General features: G+C 70.9%; 17 protein-coding genes. All 17 read right to left on the bottom strand.

The genetic code is table 11. From position 1 onward, the window contains the following. Positions 1-77 precede the first annotated feature (77 nt). Positions 78-1,874, bottom strand: a complete 1,797-nt coding sequence (locus ACSMXX_RS01430) for a type IV secretory system conjugative DNA transfer family protein (RefSeq protein ID WP_473182190.1) — start codon at positions 1,872-1,874, stop codon at positions 78-80. Positions 1,875-2,000: 126 nt separating this feature from the next. After that, positions 2,001-2,588, bottom strand: coding sequence for a hypothetical protein (locus ACSMXX_RS01425; RefSeq protein ID WP_473182189.1), 588 nt, complete (start codon positions 2,586-2,588; stop codon positions 2,001-2,003). A gap of 72 nt (positions 2,589-2,660) precedes the next feature. Next, positions 2,661-3,488: an SPDY domain-containing protein gene (locus tag ACSMXX_RS01420; RefSeq protein ID WP_473182188.1), complete on the bottom strand. Its 828-nt coding sequence runs from the start codon at positions 3,486-3,488 to the stop codon at positions 2,661-2,663. Beyond that, a complete protein-coding gene (locus ACSMXX_RS01415) occupies positions 3,485-4,336 on the bottom strand; it encodes an SPDY domain-containing protein (protein ID WP_473182187.1) in 852 nt (283 codons plus the stop codon). The genes ACSMXX_RS01420 and ACSMXX_RS01415 overlap by 4 nt, the downstream gene beginning before the upstream one ends. Continuing rightward, a complete protein-coding gene (locus tag ACSMXX_RS01410; RefSeq protein WP_473182186.1) occupies positions 4,333-4,749 on the bottom strand; it encodes a hypothetical protein in 417 nt (138 codons plus the stop codon). The genes ACSMXX_RS01415 and ACSMXX_RS01410 overlap by 4 nt, the downstream gene beginning before the upstream one ends. Before the next feature lie 821 nt (positions 4,750-5,570). Next, on the bottom strand, positions 5,571-6,422 hold the full coding sequence (locus ACSMXX_RS01405; protein WP_473182185.1) for a hypothetical protein: 852 nt from the start codon (positions 6,420-6,422) through the stop codon (positions 5,571-5,573). Positions 6,423-6,702: 280 nt separating this feature from the next. Next, positions 6,703-7,176 (bottom strand): hypothetical protein, encoded by a 474-nt coding sequence (locus ACSMXX_RS01400; RefSeq protein WP_473182184.1) that lies wholly within the window; start codon positions 7,174-7,176, stop codon positions 6,703-6,705. A 28-nt stretch (positions 7,177-7,204) separates the two neighbouring features. Continuing rightward, positions 7,205-8,236 (bottom strand): hypothetical protein, encoded by a 1,032-nt coding sequence (locus ACSMXX_RS01395; protein WP_473182183.1) that lies wholly within the window; start codon positions 8,234-8,236, stop codon positions 7,205-7,207. Positions 8,237-8,462: 226 nt separating this feature from the next. Further along, positions 8,463-8,882 (bottom strand): hypothetical protein, encoded by a 420-nt coding sequence (locus ACSMXX_RS01390; protein ID WP_473182182.1) that lies wholly within the window; start codon positions 8,880-8,882, stop codon positions 8,463-8,465. A gap of 104 nt (positions 8,883-8,986) precedes the next feature. After that, entirely contained in the window at positions 8,987-9,484 is a 498-nt protein-coding gene (locus ACSMXX_RS01385; protein ID WP_473182181.1) for a hypothetical protein, read from the bottom strand. Positions 9,485-9,524: 40 nt separating this feature from the next. Next, positions 9,525-10,658 carry an MFS transporter gene (locus tag ACSMXX_RS01380; RefSeq protein ID WP_473182180.1) on the bottom strand — a complete coding sequence of 378 codons (1,134 nt, stop codon included), beginning with the start codon at positions 10,656-10,658 and terminating at the stop codon, positions 9,525-9,527. 149 nt (positions 10,659-10,807) lie between these two features. Beyond that, positions 10,808-11,488 carry a hypothetical protein gene (locus tag ACSMXX_RS01375; RefSeq protein ID WP_473182179.1) on the bottom strand — a complete coding sequence of 227 codons (681 nt, stop codon included), beginning with the start codon at positions 11,486-11,488 and terminating at the stop codon, positions 10,808-10,810. Next, the gene (locus ACSMXX_RS01370) at positions 11,489-11,920 is read right to left on the bottom strand and encodes a hypothetical protein (RefSeq protein ID WP_473182178.1); all 432 of its coding nucleotides are present in this window, start codon (positions 11,918-11,920) and stop codon (positions 11,489-11,491) included. A 183-nt stretch (positions 11,921-12,103) separates the two neighbouring features. Further along, entirely contained in the window at positions 12,104-12,571 is a 468-nt protein-coding gene (locus ACSMXX_RS01365) for a hypothetical protein (protein WP_473182177.1), read from the bottom strand. A gap of 316 nt (positions 12,572-12,887) precedes the next feature. Continuing rightward, positions 12,888-14,042: an HAD family hydrolase gene (locus tag ACSMXX_RS01360; RefSeq protein ID WP_473182176.1), complete on the bottom strand. Its 1,155-nt coding sequence runs from the start codon at positions 14,040-14,042 to the stop codon at positions 12,888-12,890. Next, complete coding sequence (locus ACSMXX_RS01355) at positions 14,039-14,497, bottom strand: hypothetical protein (protein ID WP_473182175.1); 459 nt, start codon at positions 14,495-14,497, stop codon at positions 14,039-14,041. The genes ACSMXX_RS01360 and ACSMXX_RS01355 overlap by 4 nt, the downstream gene beginning before the upstream one ends. A 34-nt stretch (positions 14,498-14,531) precedes the next feature. Then, positions 14,532-14,867, bottom strand: a complete 336-nt coding sequence (locus ACSMXX_RS01350; protein ID WP_473182174.1) for a hypothetical protein — start codon at positions 14,865-14,867, stop codon at positions 14,532-14,534. Positions 14,868-15,633 lie beyond the last annotated feature (766 nt).

The following is a 15,633-nucleotide window of genomic DNA, read 5'->3' as shown; positions in this document are numbered from 1 at the left end:
AGAGACCTTTCATTCGGGGGGAGTTGGGCCGTCTGCCGCGCCCCGCTCGGTGTGTGTGCGGCAGGAGAGGGCGGGCGTCAGGCGGCGGTCCCGTAGTCGTCACGGTTGGGTGCGGTCTTGTTGATGGCGCGGGCGGTGATGGCTTTGGAGGCGCGGGCGGAGGCCGCGGACAGCTCCTCGGCGCCGGGCTCGGCGTACCAGGGGCGCAGGGTGAGCATCGCGGCGCGCATGCCGGTGGCGAAGCACAGGGCGGTGCCCTTGGCCAGGGCGCGGATCGCGTCCGGGGGCAGGATCCGCTGCTGCCGCATCGAGACGGAGGTGGACTTCCCCGACTCGGAGGAGGAGACGGATTTGGTCTCGACGTCGTGCTCGCCGATGAGGCGGGAGAGTTTGTCGGCGAAGTCGGGGTCGTCGATGCCGGATCCGATGACCTTTACGGTGCTCGCGGACCACATGGCGTCCATGCCGGCCTCGCCCCACACTTTCTGGCCCTGCCGGTAGGACTGCAGGATCGTGAGCGGGATGATGCCGCGCGAGCCCAAGTGGGAGTACAGGTCGGGCAGATCGCTGATCTTGCAGACGTTCGCGGCCTCGTCCAGGACGGCCAGGGCGGGCGGGTCGAGGCGCCCGCCGGAGCGTTCGGCCTCGGCAGTTGCGGTGCGCATCACCGCATCCGCGCAGGCGGCGATCAGCGCGGACGCGCCGCCTCCGCCGTCCTTGGAGAGCAGGTAGAGGGTGTCGCGGCCGGTGACGAACTCCTCAGGCCGGAACTGCTCCACCTCGTCGTGCGGGGTGACCCAGGCGGCGATGTCGGCGTTGAGGAGGGCGGCGGCGTACTGGCGGGCGGTTTCGAAGATGCCGTCCCTTGTTTCGGGCGGTCCTTCGACGGTGCCCTTCAGTTGGGCGGCGACGGCGGCGAAGCCGGTGTCGCGGAGGATGTCGAGCGGGGTGCGGTCGCCGGGGAAGGCGAGCCAGGCCATCACGTCGGTGATGGGGCGGTGGTCGTTGGCGGCGGCGAGGAAGAGCTGGGCGAGGATGTTGGATCCGGCTTTGGACCAGAAGTCGCCGTGTTGGTTGGCGTCGACGGAGGCGGCGAGGAAGTGCCCGGCGAGCCGGTTCGCGCCTTCCAGGGTGGTCGCCGCGGAGAGCGGGTTCCACCACATGGCCCGTTCGGCGTGGGCGATCTGCTGGGGGTCCATGGTCCAGGTCCGGCCGATGGCGGCGCGGGCTTCCAGGGTGGCGGTGTAGGCGTCTCCGGCGGCTTTGTTGCTGGTGAGCAGGACGGGCCCGGGTGCGTGGAGGATGGCGGGGATGGCCAACGCGGTGGTCTTGCCCGAGCGGGGGGCCATGATGGCCACGGCGACGTCCTCGTAGCCCATGCGGACCTCGCGTCGCGTGCCTGCGAGGTTGCCGAGCAGGATGCCGGTTTCGCTGGCCGCGATGGTGGAGGCGTTCTTCAGGCTCGGCCGCAGTGAACGGGCTTTGGCCGCCGTCTGTTTGGACAGCAGCGGGGCGATGTCGCTGCGTTTGGCCATGCCCGACACTGTCTCCTTCCTTCCAGGACTGCCCTCGCGGCTCCTCCACCACAGGGCGCCCAGGGCTGCGAGCCCCAGCAGGAGGGTGATCGGCACCATGAGACGGCCGAACAGCAGGGCGGTGTCACCGGTGTGGGGCCACAGGAGCTTTGGGTGGAGCAGCGCGGCGGCCGGCTGGTAGGGCGCCCACGGGCCGGCGCCGGTCAGTCGGGTGGTGATGTTCCCGCCGAGCCAGGCCAGGTTGGACAGCGGCACGGCGATGGCCATGACGGCGAGAAGGATGCGGAAGGCGACGTCATAGCCGTCGCTGGAGGAGGGCGTGGAAGAGGAGCGGGGCAAGGGCAGGTCCGGACGTAGTACGCGGGGAGGTGAGGGGGACTCTCGGCGGAGGGAAGGGCAGTTGGGAACTCTGAGCCGGTGGCGTTCAGGAGCGGCTAGCGGCGGTCATCCGGCGGCTGCGCGTCGTCACCGGCGTCGCGGTGGCCTGCGGGGAGTGGGGGGCGGTTCCACGGCGCGGGCAGGGGCCGGGCGGTCGTGCGACGGCATGGTCTGCTCTGCGGCGGCGGCGATGTCGATCAGCCTGTGGCCCTGAATCGCCCAGGTGTCCAGGTAGTGCCAGGCATCCGCGTTGCATTCCGCGAGGGCCTCGTCGTACGCCTCGGTGCCGGGCCGCGCGTTCTCCGGCAGCGAGGCGCGGATCTCGCGCCATTCGGACTGCAGCGCGCGCATCTTGCCGAGACTGTCCCGGAGCGTGGTGAGGGCGTGTGCCCAACCTCTCGTCCGCTCGCCCGCAGGGATCGTGTCGAGCTGCGCTTGTGCGCCGTCGAGTACGTGGTGGCCGTCGTTGAGGAGGAAGCGGAAGGCGCGCCAGGTGTCCGCGTCGCGCTGGCGCTGACGCAGCCCGTAGGCGACGTCGTCGATCGGCCAGCCCTCGGCATCGCTGTGCTGGTCGGAGTAGAAGTCCCAGTCCGCCAGGATCCGTTCGGCCTCGCGGAGGTAGATGGCGAGCTGGCGCAGCCGCAGCGTCTGCAGGTTGTGTGGATGGATCGTCATGGTTCAACTCCCAGACGGGATAGGGATGGGCAGATAGGCCCGGCCAAGGGACGGGGCGCCCGGTTCGAACGGTCAGCGGCGCCGGGCCGGGGCCGCGGGTTCTGCGGCCGGTGCGGGCGTGCGCTGGGCCTGAAGAGCCGCTGTGCGGCGGGCTTTTCGGGCGGCTGTCCGTGCGCCGGCGAGCCGCTGCTGGTGGGCTTCGGCGAGCGCTTCGCCCTGGGGGCCGGTGCGCTCCTGGGTCACGAGGTGCGGGTGGGGAGCGCCGGCCATGGGGCGCTGGACCGGGCCAGTGGCGGCCAGCGCGGTGGTGAATCCGGCGAGCAAATGGCGCGGGGTGCGGTCGTCGACGAAGGCGTGCCACAGGCGCTGATGGCCGCCGAGCCCGTTGTCGAGCCGTACCTCGGCCTGCCAGTGGAAGGCCCCGTCGCCGAGTACGGCGTGGCGGCGCAGGGACAGCTGCCGGTCCGGGTGGAGGGCCTGCTGGGTGCCGTGCTGGTCTTGCGTGTGGGTCCAGCCCGCCGCGGCCAGGGGTCGCCACACATCCGGCTCCTCCTTGGGGGTGGCGCGGATGAGGGCGTCGGTGAATCCGGCGAGGATCTCGACCGGGATGTGGCCGCCGAACTCGGCGTACCAGTTCTCGTCCCAGGTCTCGGTGCGGAGACGCCACCATGCGGTGCCGGTGCGGGAGTCGGGTGCCAGGACGAGGCTGTAGCGCTGGTCGGGGCTGATCTGGACGACGTGCGGATAGTCGGGGTCGGAGAGGTTCTTCCACCCGGCCGCGCGAAGTGCCTGGGTGATGTGCCGCGGGTCGCCGCACCCGGCCAGGTGCCGGGGGCTGGTGGTGAACTGGATGCTGCGGCGCGGGTCGAGGGCCGCCACAGCGGGATGCGCCTGCTTCATCGACGCCGCCCGCCGCCGGCCAACGCAGGCGGCTTGGGTACCTGTGCCGGCTTCGGTCTCCGTGCCGGTGTGCGGGAGCGGTGGATGGCCCACGCGGATCTGACGGGTCTGGCGGCGCGGGCGGCTGTCATGCGCAGGCGCTGCCAGGCGCCGAGCTGGGAGGGCAGCACCATGTACGGCGTCCCGGTCGCCTGCCGGGCGGCGGCGAAGGGCAAGGCTCCCGGCGGGCGCAGCAGCGGCATCGGGTCGGCCAGGGCAGCGGCGAAACCTTCGACGGCCCGCATGGGCGCGTTGTGGCTGAGTACCGCGCTCCACACGCGTACCTGGTGTCCGCTGCTGGAGGTGGTGTTGGCGCTGGCCACCCAGGCCGCGGAGCCGTTCTCCTGCCGGAACTGGAGGCTCGCCCCGCCGTCGGGACTCGTCGCGGTCGGGTGGTCACTGGCGGTGGTCCAGCCCTGACCGGTCAGCGGGCGCCACACGTTCGGCGCCTGCGGGGTGGGCGCCCGGGCGAGACTGTCGGTGAATCCGGCGAGGATCTCCACCGGGATCGCGGCGCCGAACGTGGCGTGCCATGCCTGTGCCGGGTCATCCGGGCTGTTTCCGGCGACGATCCACTGCGGCGGGGTGAAGTCCCCGGCGTAGGCGACGCGTACGGTGCCGTCCGGGCTGTCGAAGACGACCCGGGTGCCGGAGCGACGGGTGAGGTTCTTCCAGCCCGCGGCGTGCAGATAGCCGGCGATGTGCGTGAGGTCGCCGCCGCCGGCAAGGTGCCGCGGCTGGATCAGGTAGTGCTGCTGTGGAACCTCCACCGGCGGGCCCCAGCCCGGTCCGGGACCACGCGGGCTCACGACGGCCCTCCGCGAACAGGTCGCGACACTGCCGTCGTTGACCGTGGCGCAGGAGAGGCGGCGAGTGTGGAGGCCCGTGTTGCGGAGATGCTGTCGGCCGGCGAAGTGATCCGGTGGATCTCGTTTCGGTGCTCGTCGAGGTCGAAGCTGATGTCGTCCAGGGCGCCTGCGGCGCCGCCGAGAGCAAGGCACAGTTCGGGCGTGAAAGTGCCCTCTGCGGCGCGGGTGTAGTGGGAGGCGGTGGCCAGCAGCACGTTCAGGCGGTCCAGGACGCCCTCGTCACCGTCGACGATGGATTCGACGATGAGGGCGGCCTGCTGCGGGCCTGCCTGGGAGAGGTGTTCGGTCAGGCGACCTAGGTCGTAGGCGATGTCCCGCGCCAGGAGCACGGGGTCGGTCGGGTCGTCGGTCATGGTCCTCCGCGAGTAGGGGAGTCGGGGGATTCCACCGTGCGCTCCTCATCGGCGACCCGGCCGGTTGTCCGGGTCGAAGGGATTGCCGTGTCCGCTCGCCGATCACGACGGTGTGCAGGTAGCGGCGGAAGAGGAAGGTCGCCAGCCGGGGACTACTCGTGGGCGACATCGGCGGCGGGCTGGTGCGGGAAGGGTGGGGGATCGTGCTGCTCCAGCGGGTGTTGGTTCAGTGGCTGCGTCGGGCCGGTGCGTGTGGGCCGGGAGCGGCCGGGGCGGGCCGCACGGGGACAGGGGCCTTCATCCCGGTCGGGGGATTGAACAGGTCCGGTGCGATGTGGATCTGGAAGCCGGTGGCTTAGAACGCCAGCGCGGCCCGTGTCGCCAAACGCTGCTTCTTCTCCGCCGTGTGGTCCGGGGGCAGTTCGAACGTGAGCGCTGCGGGCGGCAAGGGAGCGTCGGGCCGTGTGAAGCGGAGGCTTCCAGGAGGACGTAGGCGTCCGGATGGACCTCGGCGCGTGTATCAGCGCACACGCGCCCTCCCGGCCGGTGGCAGATCTCGATGTCGCTTCCGTGCTCCTCGGCCAGGTTCACAATGGCCGCTTCCTCCTGCCGCCCTGCGCCGGCGGTGGCCGAGGTGGCCTGCCGGGCCTTCACTTGGGCGAGGGCATTGTCGTAGGCGGCTTCGTCGAAGAGGTCCGGGGCGATGTTGACGCGGTATCCGGCAGCGAGCAGTGGCGGGATGACGCGGCTGGCCAGCTGATGCTGCTGGTGGCGGGGAAGGTCTTCGGGGACGACGTGCCAGATGTAGGCGGGGCCGGCCGTCACCACGCTCTTGCGCTCCAGGCCGAGGCCGTCGAGCAGATCGAGGAGGTGCTCGGGTGCCGCGGTGCGGGAGTCGGCGTAGATGGTCTGAGCGCCCAGGCGCCGGTAGATCTCCAGGTCGGTGCCGCATTCATCGGCGAGGTTTCCCACGAGGTGGTGCTCCTGTTCGTCCAGGTCAACGCCCGCGTCGGGGTGAGGAGTCGGGTCGTTCCGGCGGGGTGTTGGCGGGGGGCCTGACCGGGATTGGAGCCTGGTGTGGGGCGTGCTGCCGCCTTGTTGCGGATCTGCTCGATCTGCCAGGCGTGGCGGGAGATGCTGCTGGCGGCGTTCATCAGCCGCTCCGGCAGGACCGGTTCCTGCCCAGCGGCTTTCAGGCGTCGTGTCCAGGGCGCCCAGGCGGAAACAAGAGTCATCAGGGTCCGCGGCAGCATCCCGTCGTTGGGTGTGACGAGTTCGGTCAGTACCTCGGCCACGCGGTCGCTGGTGGCGGCGCCGGCTCGCGTGGCGAGCTGGGCCAGGTACCGGTGCGCTGCGGCACGGTCGGAGTCGACGGTGATGAGCACGTCGAGTGAGGGGTCGAGGTGGACGCTGAAGCCGGCGAGGAGCAGATGCTGCGCGGCGGCGGTGGCGCCCTGGCGCTGTTCTTCGACGGGCAGGGTGTGCGGTTGGCGGTGGTAGGTGCCCAGCGGCCCAGGGGCGGGGAGGAAGTGCCCGGTGGTCTGCAGGATCCCGGCGGCCTTGTCGTTGCCGCCGAGGGCGATGACCAGCTGGGTGCGGTGGTCGCGGCTGATGGAGATGTAGTCCTGTACGAAGAACTGCGGTTCCGGCTCCGGATCTTGACCGGTGCTCATCGCGTACGTCCCCGTGATGGGGCCTGCTGGTGTGCCAGCGGGGCGGGTGTGGTGGTCAGGGCGGTGTCGCGGGGCGGATGGTGCATGAGGACGCCGATGCCCAGGGCCGCGAGTTGTGCTCCGGCGGCCTGCACTTTGTCTGCTTGTTCAGCGATGTCCTCGCCGGGGAGGACGAAGGCGAGTTCGGCGGGGTCCCAGGTGAAGCCGTTGCTGTGCAGCGCGGTGGCTGCCTCTTGGCTGCGGGTCTTCGCGGCGATGACGCCGTCGCCGTATCAGGTCATCACCACACGGTCGGGTTTCGGAGCCGGGACGGGTGGTGGCGCGGGGGCGCAGTGTTGTGCCGGACCTGGGCGAGGGCTTGTTCGTAGCGGGGCAGCAGATCGGCTGCGACCGCGTGGGCGGCTTGCATCGGGTCGTCGCTGACTGCTATGCCGTCCGGCTCCCGGACACCGCGGAAATCCTCGGGACCGATGTCGGGTGGGGCGAGGACGCCGATGAGGTAGTGCTTCTCGTGCCCGGGGCGGTCGATGACGTACAGGCGGCTGCCGTCGTCACTGGTGAGGACGGCGTCGTGGCCCAGGACGATGTCGGTGACCGCGGCGGAGACGAGGTTGATGTCCCACAGGTCCTTGGCGATGGGGAACTGCTCGGCATAGGCGGCGTGCCAGTGGTATTCGCTCATCCAGGTTCCGGGCAGCTGCTCGGCCAGCGCGGCGGCGAAGGACTCCAGATCACGGGTATCGGTACGGGGCATTCCTCTCCAGAGGGACGGGAGTTGAGGGTTACCGCCGGCGGCCCGATGCGGCGGCAGGGCCGGGTGGCGGTTGGGCCGGTCCGGGCGTCGGTGCGGGGCAGGGGCAGCTGACCGAGGCTTCCTGCTCGTCGGAGGCGACCTGTTGCGGGCAGGGCGCGCGGTGCGGGCGCGGGGTGTGCCGGTCGGCCAGCTCGTCGCGCATGAAGCCGAGGTCGGAGACGAGGATGCTGAGGCGCTCGGAGGCCAGGTAGCGCAGGCGCATGGCGTAGTGCGGGTCGGCCTGCTCGCCGAGGTCCTGGAGGAAGTCGGCGGTGGCGGTGAGGACTTCGCCCACGGCGGCGAGCACGCCGTCGCCGGGGGCGGTCAGCTCGGTGAGAGCGTCGGTGACCTCCTCGGTGTGGTCGGCGTCGCGGATGCGCCGGGCGAGACCGGTGACGTGGTCGCCGAGGGTGGGGTCGTGCAGGATGCGGCGCCCGGTGATGAAGGCCGCGTCGTGATCGACGTCGTAACCGACCGCGGTCAGGCGGGCGACCGCATGCTTGGCGAGGCGGACCGCCTCGTCGTACTCCAGTCCGGTGGGCAGCCGGTGGTAGTGCTCGTGCAGGCGCACGACGGGAACGAACCCGCTGCGCTGGAGGATGCTGTGGGCCTCGATGTCCCCGCCGCGGGCGAGGACTTCACCGGAGCGCGGGTCGTGGCGGATGTCCAGGTGTCGGTCGGCGAGGGGCATGGCCAGGTTCCGGGTCTCTTCTCGGAGGGCAGTGGGCGTACTCGCGTTGATCGGAGTGTGTGCGAGTTCGGCCTCCAGGCGGCGCGTCTCCTCCACGAGGTGGGGGAGGAGACGGCGTGGCAGTGCGGTCCAGGTGCCGTTGGGACGCTTGAGGTTCGCGATCAGGTCCAGCCGGCCCGTCTGGCCCTGGACAGCGATCCACCGGCACCCCCGCTCGTCTCCCGGCACGGCGATGCCGGCGGTCCGCGCGAGCCGGTGCGCGATCTCGGACCACTCCGGCGAGGTGAGGGTGCGGTCGCGTGGGTGGAGCCGGAGGCTCAGGTGCCACACCGAGTCGCGGTCGCCTTCACTGCGAACGTGGTTCGGGTCGTCGAGGAGGTTGCTCCAATCGACTGCGGTCCACAGCCGCTGCTCGTCGTCCGGGGTGAGGTAGTCCAGCCCGGCCAGTGGGCGACGATCGTGTACTCGGTCAGCGCCTCTTCCGTGGTGGCTTCCCGGCCCAGCGCCCGCGCCAGGGCAGAGGCGGCGGAGACCTCATGAGGGTGAACGCGGGGGATCAACGGCCGCTGCGCTGGTCGCGGAGGTGGATGAGGTGGTCCAGGGCGTTGAGGGTGTACCAGCGGCCGTCGACGACGCGGTCCGCCGGCATCTGCGGGAGCAGCACCTCGGCGAGGGCCTTGAGGTGGCTGGTGCAGTCGGGGCAGTAGCGCTCGACGTGGATGAGGTGGCGGGGGTGGGCGGTGATAAAGGTGTGCGCTCCGCCGTGGGGGTTGCGCAGCCGCCAGCCGTCCTCGTCGGTAGGGGTGTGCCAGGAGGGGGCGACGACGGTCATCTCCTCGCCGCACAGGTCGCCGCCGAAGGCGCCTTTGATGATGACGATGCGGTCTCCGGCCGCGAAGTGGCCGTGGGTGATGTTGCGTTCGGGCGTGACGGGGTCGGCCGGTATGAGGGGCGGCCGGTAGGCGGCTTCGGACACGATCGGGTCCTTCACAGACAAGAGGGATAGGGGAGGGGGCTTTCCATGGTCCGGAGAAGGCCCGGTTTGGCTAACCGGGCTTCCGGCGCTATGGACGGGGCTGTTTACCGGAAGGGGTTCTCGGTGCCGATGTCGTCGGTGGTTGCTGCCTCGAGCAGTTCGGGCAATTCGGTTCCGTCGGCGTCGCGCTGGTCGATCCACCATCCGGCCCGGGTGATCGTGCGGGCCCGCTCCTCGATGCGGGTCCAGTCGGTCTCGCTGCAGGTGCCTTCGACGACGAGGGCGGTGTGCGCGGCGGCCATGAGCTGGTGGCGGGAGCGCTCGCCCCAATCGAGGGTCTTGGGCGGTCCGTCCAGCGGCGGCATGTCGTAGCGAGTGGCCCAGGCGCGGGCTTCTGCCTGTTCCTCGGCCCGTCGTGCCTCCAGCCATTCCTGGGTGCTGGGTCCTTCGGTCTCACGGGTGGTCTTCCAGCAGTCGGTGCATTCCCGCGCGGCGAGCCAGCGGGCGAAGGCGGCGCGCTTGTCAGCCGGGCGGGCGGACAGATCGTGCTCGATGGTGTGGCCACAGGTGTGGTCGACGTCGAACCGCGTACGGACAGCCATGTCGGGGATCTCCTTACAGGCGTAGTGAGTTGAGGGGGCTTCAGTTCGTCAGCAGGCGGCGGCCGGTGTGGAGGAGCGTCAAGGCGGCCGCGGCTCCGGCGGCGGGGAGTGCCGCGACGGCCAAGGGCCCGGCGTGGGTGGTGAGTCCGGCCAGGGCGGTGCCGGCGGCCTGGCCGATGCCGATGGCTGCGATGAGCCAGGCGGACGCTTCGGTGGTCGTGCCGGGCGGGGCGAGGGTGTGCACGGCGTGGAAGGAGGAGGTGAGCAGCGGCGCCAGGAACACTCCTGGAACGGCGACCAGAAGCACTGCCGCAGTCGGTCCGGGATCGGTCAGCAGCGGGAGCCAGCCGATCGCGAAACCGGCGGCACCGGCGGCCAGATGAGTGGGATTGGAGCCGGGCCATGTGCGGCAGGCGTAGAAGAGACCGCCGAGGAGAGTGCCTGCCGGAAGGGCGGCGGGCAGCGTCCCGGCCAGCCATTCCGCGTCATGGCGCTCGGCCGCGCCGACTGCCAGGACGTTCAGCGCGCCGATGGCGACCCCCACCCCGGCGAGCGCGGTGAAGAGCAGGCGCAGACCGCGGCTGCGCAAAGGCCCGGCCGGATCGGTGTGCCGGGGTGCGGGCCGCCAGCTGCGGGAGGGCGTCGCGGTCAGGACGAGGAAGGCGCCGATCGCGCCGAGTGCCCCTGTCGCGGTGAGCGTCAACTGCGGTCCGGCAGTGGCGTGGAGGGCCGCGGTCAGGGGCGGGCCGAGGATGTAGACCAGGCCTTGGGTGGAGGTGTCCAGGGTCAGTGCGGTGTGCCGTGGTCCCGGGGCGGGCAGCACTTTGGGCCACAGCGCGCGCAGTCCGGGTTCCAGCGGCGGGTTACTTATTCCAGCGATGAGGATGAGAGCGGCCATCTGCAGCGGCTGCTCGGTCGGGTCGGTCAGCGGCAGCGCCAGCAGGGCGGTTGTCGCCACGGCGGTGGCGGTGGTGATCACGCGGGTCTGGCCGCGCACGTCCACCATGCGCCCCAGCAGTGGCTGGGAGAGGGCGTAGGCCAGGCCGTAGACCGCGCAGAGCAGTCCACCCAGAACAAGTGGAGCCTGGCCGGCCTGCACCAGCAGGAGGATGGCGAGGGGAACCATGCCGCAGGGCGTGCGGCCGATCAGCGTGCCGATCAGCAGCCGGGCCACGTGCGGGGAGCGTAGGACAGCCCGGTAGCTGCTCGGAGTAGCTTCGGCCGGCAGTGCGTGCGGGGGGTGACGGAGAGTCAAGGGGGGATGGTGGTCTTTCGGTAGGAGAGGGGGTACGCCCGCCGTGCAGCGCTGCTGGGAGGGCCGCCTTACCGGCGCGGCCCGTTTGTCGGTGTCGGCGTGGTGGCGGGCTTGCCGGCGGCGGGCCGCTGCGGGTTCCGGGCGGGTCCGGGTGCTGGCGGCAGGTGGCGGGGCTGGGGCGTGCGGTGCGGTGGCAGCACGCCGACTGCTGCGTCCAGCACGTTTCCGGCTGTGCGCAGGTGTTGGGTGAGCAGGTTGATCTGGGTGGCGATCATGCGCAGTCGTGCGGCGGTCTGGTGGCCCTGCCTGGTCTCCAGGGCGTCGGAGAATTCGGCGCAGACCGCGACGAATTCGCTCAGGCGAGGCAGCGGGCCGCGCATGCTTCCGGAGGTCTTCGTAGCGGTATGGAGCGCTTCGGCGACTGCCCCGGTGGAGTGGGCTTCGATGACGTCCTGGGTGAAGGCCTGGAGGGTGATCTCCGGGTCGTGGACGCGCTCGTCGTAGCGGGAGACCTCTGGGCGCAGCACACCGGGAGGGACCGGTGGGGGAGCGGTCCGGTCTGCTTCGTATTCGTTGCTGTCCCCGAAGTGCCCGATCACGTACATGTCGGGGGTGTCGAGGTCGCCGGACATCGCGAGGACGGGGGCGTTCTCGCGATCGAGGTAGGCCAGGGTGATCAGAGCGCCGGTGGCGTCGTACCAGCTCTCGAAAGGCTCCAGTCCGCCGCGGGCACGGGCTTCTCGGGCCACCTATGTCCACTGCTGCCGCTCGGTCTCGGTCAGAGCGGGCGGTTCGGTGACTTCGATGCGGTGTTGTTCGAGAAGGTCGGTCAGGAGCCGGGAGTGCTCGGCCCAGGTCGTCACATACGGCCACAGCGCGGCATCCCGCGTGCCGAGCGAATCCTCATGGCTGGGGACCGGCTGGTCATCCAGGAGCTGCCGGATGCGGACGGTGGCGTGATCCACATCGTCCAGCAGGAGTCTCCAGGCGGACAGGTGTTTGGCGGGCGGCATGCCCGCCAGTGCCGTGCGCGCCTGTGAGAGAAGTGTCCCGGCGTGGGGCAGGAGCCGCTCGCAAAACTCCTGGGCGGCTTCGCGGTCGCGTTCGGCGACGGCCTGCCGGGCGGCGAGAGCGTTGGTGATGGTGCCGCGCGCATCGCGCAGGTCGGCGAGTGCGTTCACGCACCGCAGATGGATGACCGAGTACCGCACCGCCCAGCCGCGCAACTGCGCAACAAGATCCGCTGGTGAGAGAGGGTTGGTCGGTTCAGGGGTGGTGTCGGGGATGGAGAACTCCGAAGTGCGGGGTGGTCAAGGACAGGCAGCCGGGGCTTTGGCTGCTGCTGGTAACCGAGGTCAGGTTGGTCACCGGCTACGGCCACGGTTCGGGAGCGGGGCCGGCCCGGCGAGCGCGCGCAGCGGGCGGGATGCAGGGGAAGCGACCCTGGTTGTCGGCCGGGCGGTGTTCAGTACCGGTCCGTGCTGCTGTGGTGTGCGGACGGAGGCGGCCTGGGCGCGCCGGTTGCGTCCTGGGTCGGTCAACTCGCTGCGGACCGTGGCCTGTCGGGGCGCGGGAGTCAGTTCGGGGTCGAGCGCCGGGTCGGCCTGGACGCTGAAGCCGTGCGCGCGCATGTCGGTGACGGCTTGCCGGCTGCGGCGCTGACCGTCCTGCCCAGGGCGGGCGAGCCGGTACAGGACCGGTGTTCCGGGGAGTTGTTGGAACTGCTCGCGGGTCAGGCACCAATCGGCCAGGTGCGGGGAGATTCCCGGCGTTGGCCTGGCGACGATGCCGTGCTCGGGGTGGAAGCCGAGGTGGAAGTGGGGTGGGTCCACAGGCCGGGTGTCCTTGTCTCTCGGTCAGCGCCGGCCGGCGGCCGATCGCCCGCCCGCGGGCGGAGCTGGTCGGAGCCGGTAGGGCTTGGGTGTGGGGAGGGCGTGCCTGGCCTGGCGGGCGGCGAAGCAGCGGGGCAGCAGCCGGGCGTGGATGGCGTGGGCGGCGCGGGCCGGCTGGGGCTGCCTGTGGCGGCGCGGCGGGCCCGGCCGGTGTGATGTCCGCCGTAGCGTGTGTGTGGTGGGTTGGGCGGGGTGAGCGGCCGAGTCGGCCCCGAGTGCTCTCGGCCGTCCACTCCCCAGGCTGCCTGACAGGCCGTCAGCGGCGGTGAGAGCGGTCTGGTTCACGCTGTCCGGCGCCCGGCTGAGGTGGCATGCCCGCGGTAGCGGTGGGCGTCCGCGGGGGGTTGGGGAGGAGGCCGAGGTCAGTGAGGCGGACGTCGATCGCCTCGAGGAGAGGGGCGATGTGGGGGCCGTGCCGTTGGTGCGGGCCGCCGGGGCAGGAGTCGTAGATGACGTCCTGGACCTGGTCGGGGTGTTCGAGCGTGACGAGCCATCCCTCGGGCCGGCCTGGGGTCAGGTTGGGCGGGTCCTCCTGCGGGCCGATGATCAGCACGCCGTTGTCGGGGAGCCGTGCGTGGATGAGGTAGTCGCTGTTCCCGAACTCGACGTCGCAGACCAGTCCCCGCTGACGTAGTGGGGTCGTCACATGCGCGTGGCGGTGCCACAGCGAGCGCCACCGGGCGGTGTCGACGAGGCGGTGATCGGGCAGCGGAGCCAGCTGCTGCCCCTCGCGCATCGCCGGAGGACCGGATGTGACGGCGTCCAGGCCGAGTTGGACGGCGTGGTCGAGGGATTCGGCGACCGGCACTCCTGCTTGGTGCAGCTGCTCGGTGGTCTGCAGCCCGCCGGTGACCAGTATGGGATGGGCGCCGCAGGTTCGGGCAGCGTGTGCGTCATCGAGGCTGTCCCCGATCACCAGCACCTGCTCCGGGGCGATGGACGGGGCGAGCGCGAAGAGATGCTCGGCCAGCGCGCCGGCCTTGCCCGTGATCGTGCTGGTGCGCCTGCCGTCGATACGGATGAAGTGGCAACCCAGGTCCAGGGCGGCGACTTCGTCGTGCACGGTGGCATGCGAGGCCAGGGAGAGCAGGGACTGGTTGTGCCCCTGCGCCCGGACCGTCTCCAGCAGCTGCTTCGCGCCGGGCCGGAGTGTGGGAGTGCGCTGGGTCATGTGACGTGCCCAGGCGATCTCTGCGGCGGCCCATTCGGTGTCGGTCAGGGGCCGGCCGATCAGGTCGGCGTAGAAGTCCCGGACCGGTAGGCGGTGGCGGGCCCGGTAGGCCTCGACGCTGAGCGGTTCAGCTCCCAGTTCGGCAAGGGCGGCGTTGAGCGCGCCGGTCATGTCGGCGACGTCGTTCTTGAGGGTGCCGTTCCAGTCCCACACGATGTGTATGCCGGTCGGCGTGGTCATCGGCGTCTGCCCGGCGTCGACTTCGGCGCGTGCGGCGTCACGGCGGGCGGGTCGGGGGCCGGACTGGTGCGGGAGTCTGGCTCGGCAAGGACGAGATCCTCATAGAGGGTCTGCAGTGTCTGTGCCGCGGCCTGGAAGCGCGGTGCCTGCTGGGAGCGACCGTGTTCCTCGCACCAGATCTGCGCGGTCTCGAAGAACTGGTGCAGGCGGCCCAGCGCATCGTCTTCGCCGTCCAGGACCTCCCTGAGCGTCTCCTGAAATTCGCTCAGGTCACGGCTTGCGGCGAGGCGCTGGCTCCAGGCCGTCAGGACGAGGCCCGGGGGGTCCAGGCGATCGGTGCGGCCCCAGCGGCGCAGGTCGTCCTCGGTGGGGGTTCCGGTGTTGTAGGCGTGGATTTGTTCGGTGGTACGGCCGACGTTGTCGTACAGCTCGAAATCGGCAGGACGGTCGATCACAACTCCAGGTGCGTGAGGGCGGGGTCGGTTCTGTTCAGCGGCGCCGCGGTGAGCGCCGGCTGCCGGTCGCGGGCGGCATCTCGCGCTGTGTCACATCCGCGCTTGTGGCGGCGCGGGGCGTGGCGGGCTGGTGGGCGAGGTTGGTCAGGGGACCGGTCTGTCCGGTGATGACCCGGCGTACGGAGGCCAGTTGCTGGGCGGCAGCGGCCAGTTCGGCGGCGCTGCGCAGGCCGGTCGGGGTGCCTTCTGCCTGGCACCAGTGGGCGGTCTGAAGCAGGTGTCGCTGGAGCCGGGCGAGGAGACTGCCCTCATCGGCTGCCAATACGTGCAGCTGCCAGGCCACTTCACCGGGGTGCCAAATCTCCTCCAACCGACCAGTAAGGGCGGTGATTATCTCCCCGGCGGTCTTCAGCGCCGCATCTACCGGATCAGGTCCTGCTTCTTCTTTGCTCACGTCGGTCGGCTTTCAGGCGGAGTGGAAACGGGCGCGTTGGACTCCGGCAGTGAATCCGCGTCCACGCAGCGGGCACACGATGGAGTGACAGCGGACGCCGGGCCTGGCCCCGGGGCCGGGCGGGGCCCGATCGTTGATGTGACTGGAACAGGTCGGGCGCGTTGAACTCGTGTCGCCTGAGCGTGATCGCTGGGAGGTGCGTCGAGTTGGCGACGCCCGAGATGCCCATCCGCTGCCAGTCGTGCGAGGGCAGCGGTGACGGGGAGAGAGTGGTCACCGGCTCGGGGTCGTACGTCGAAGCGTGCCGCTCGTGCAAAGGAACGGGCCGACTCCGCGTCCGGCTAAGCCTGCAACGCTCCGGGCCGAGGAAGCCCCTACCCCCAGAAGTCGGTGTCACCGAGGGAGAGTGACGGCCCTCCCATGCGGCGTGCAGCGCACGCGCCCCGGCATCGGGGAACCAACTCAAGGTGCTCATAGGCGGTTTCGGCGCGAGTTACGGCGACGGCGCGTTCGTCCCGCTTTGCTGCCGGCCGGTGACTACGACGCTCATCGGCGGCGCGCGTGGCACCTACCACGAGCCCTGCCGCTCCTGCGGCGGAGCGGGCCGGTTGCGTCCTGTCTTCAAGCTGACTGGTGTGATTCAGCGATTGCGCCGTCTACCTGACGGTGCGTTGCGTTGTGG

It is taken from the genome of Streptomyces sp. DSM 116795 (assembly GCF_055792905.1).
The sequence above is the reverse complement of the archived record's forward strand: the minus strand, read 5'-3'. Positions and strand labels throughout refer to the sequence as shown.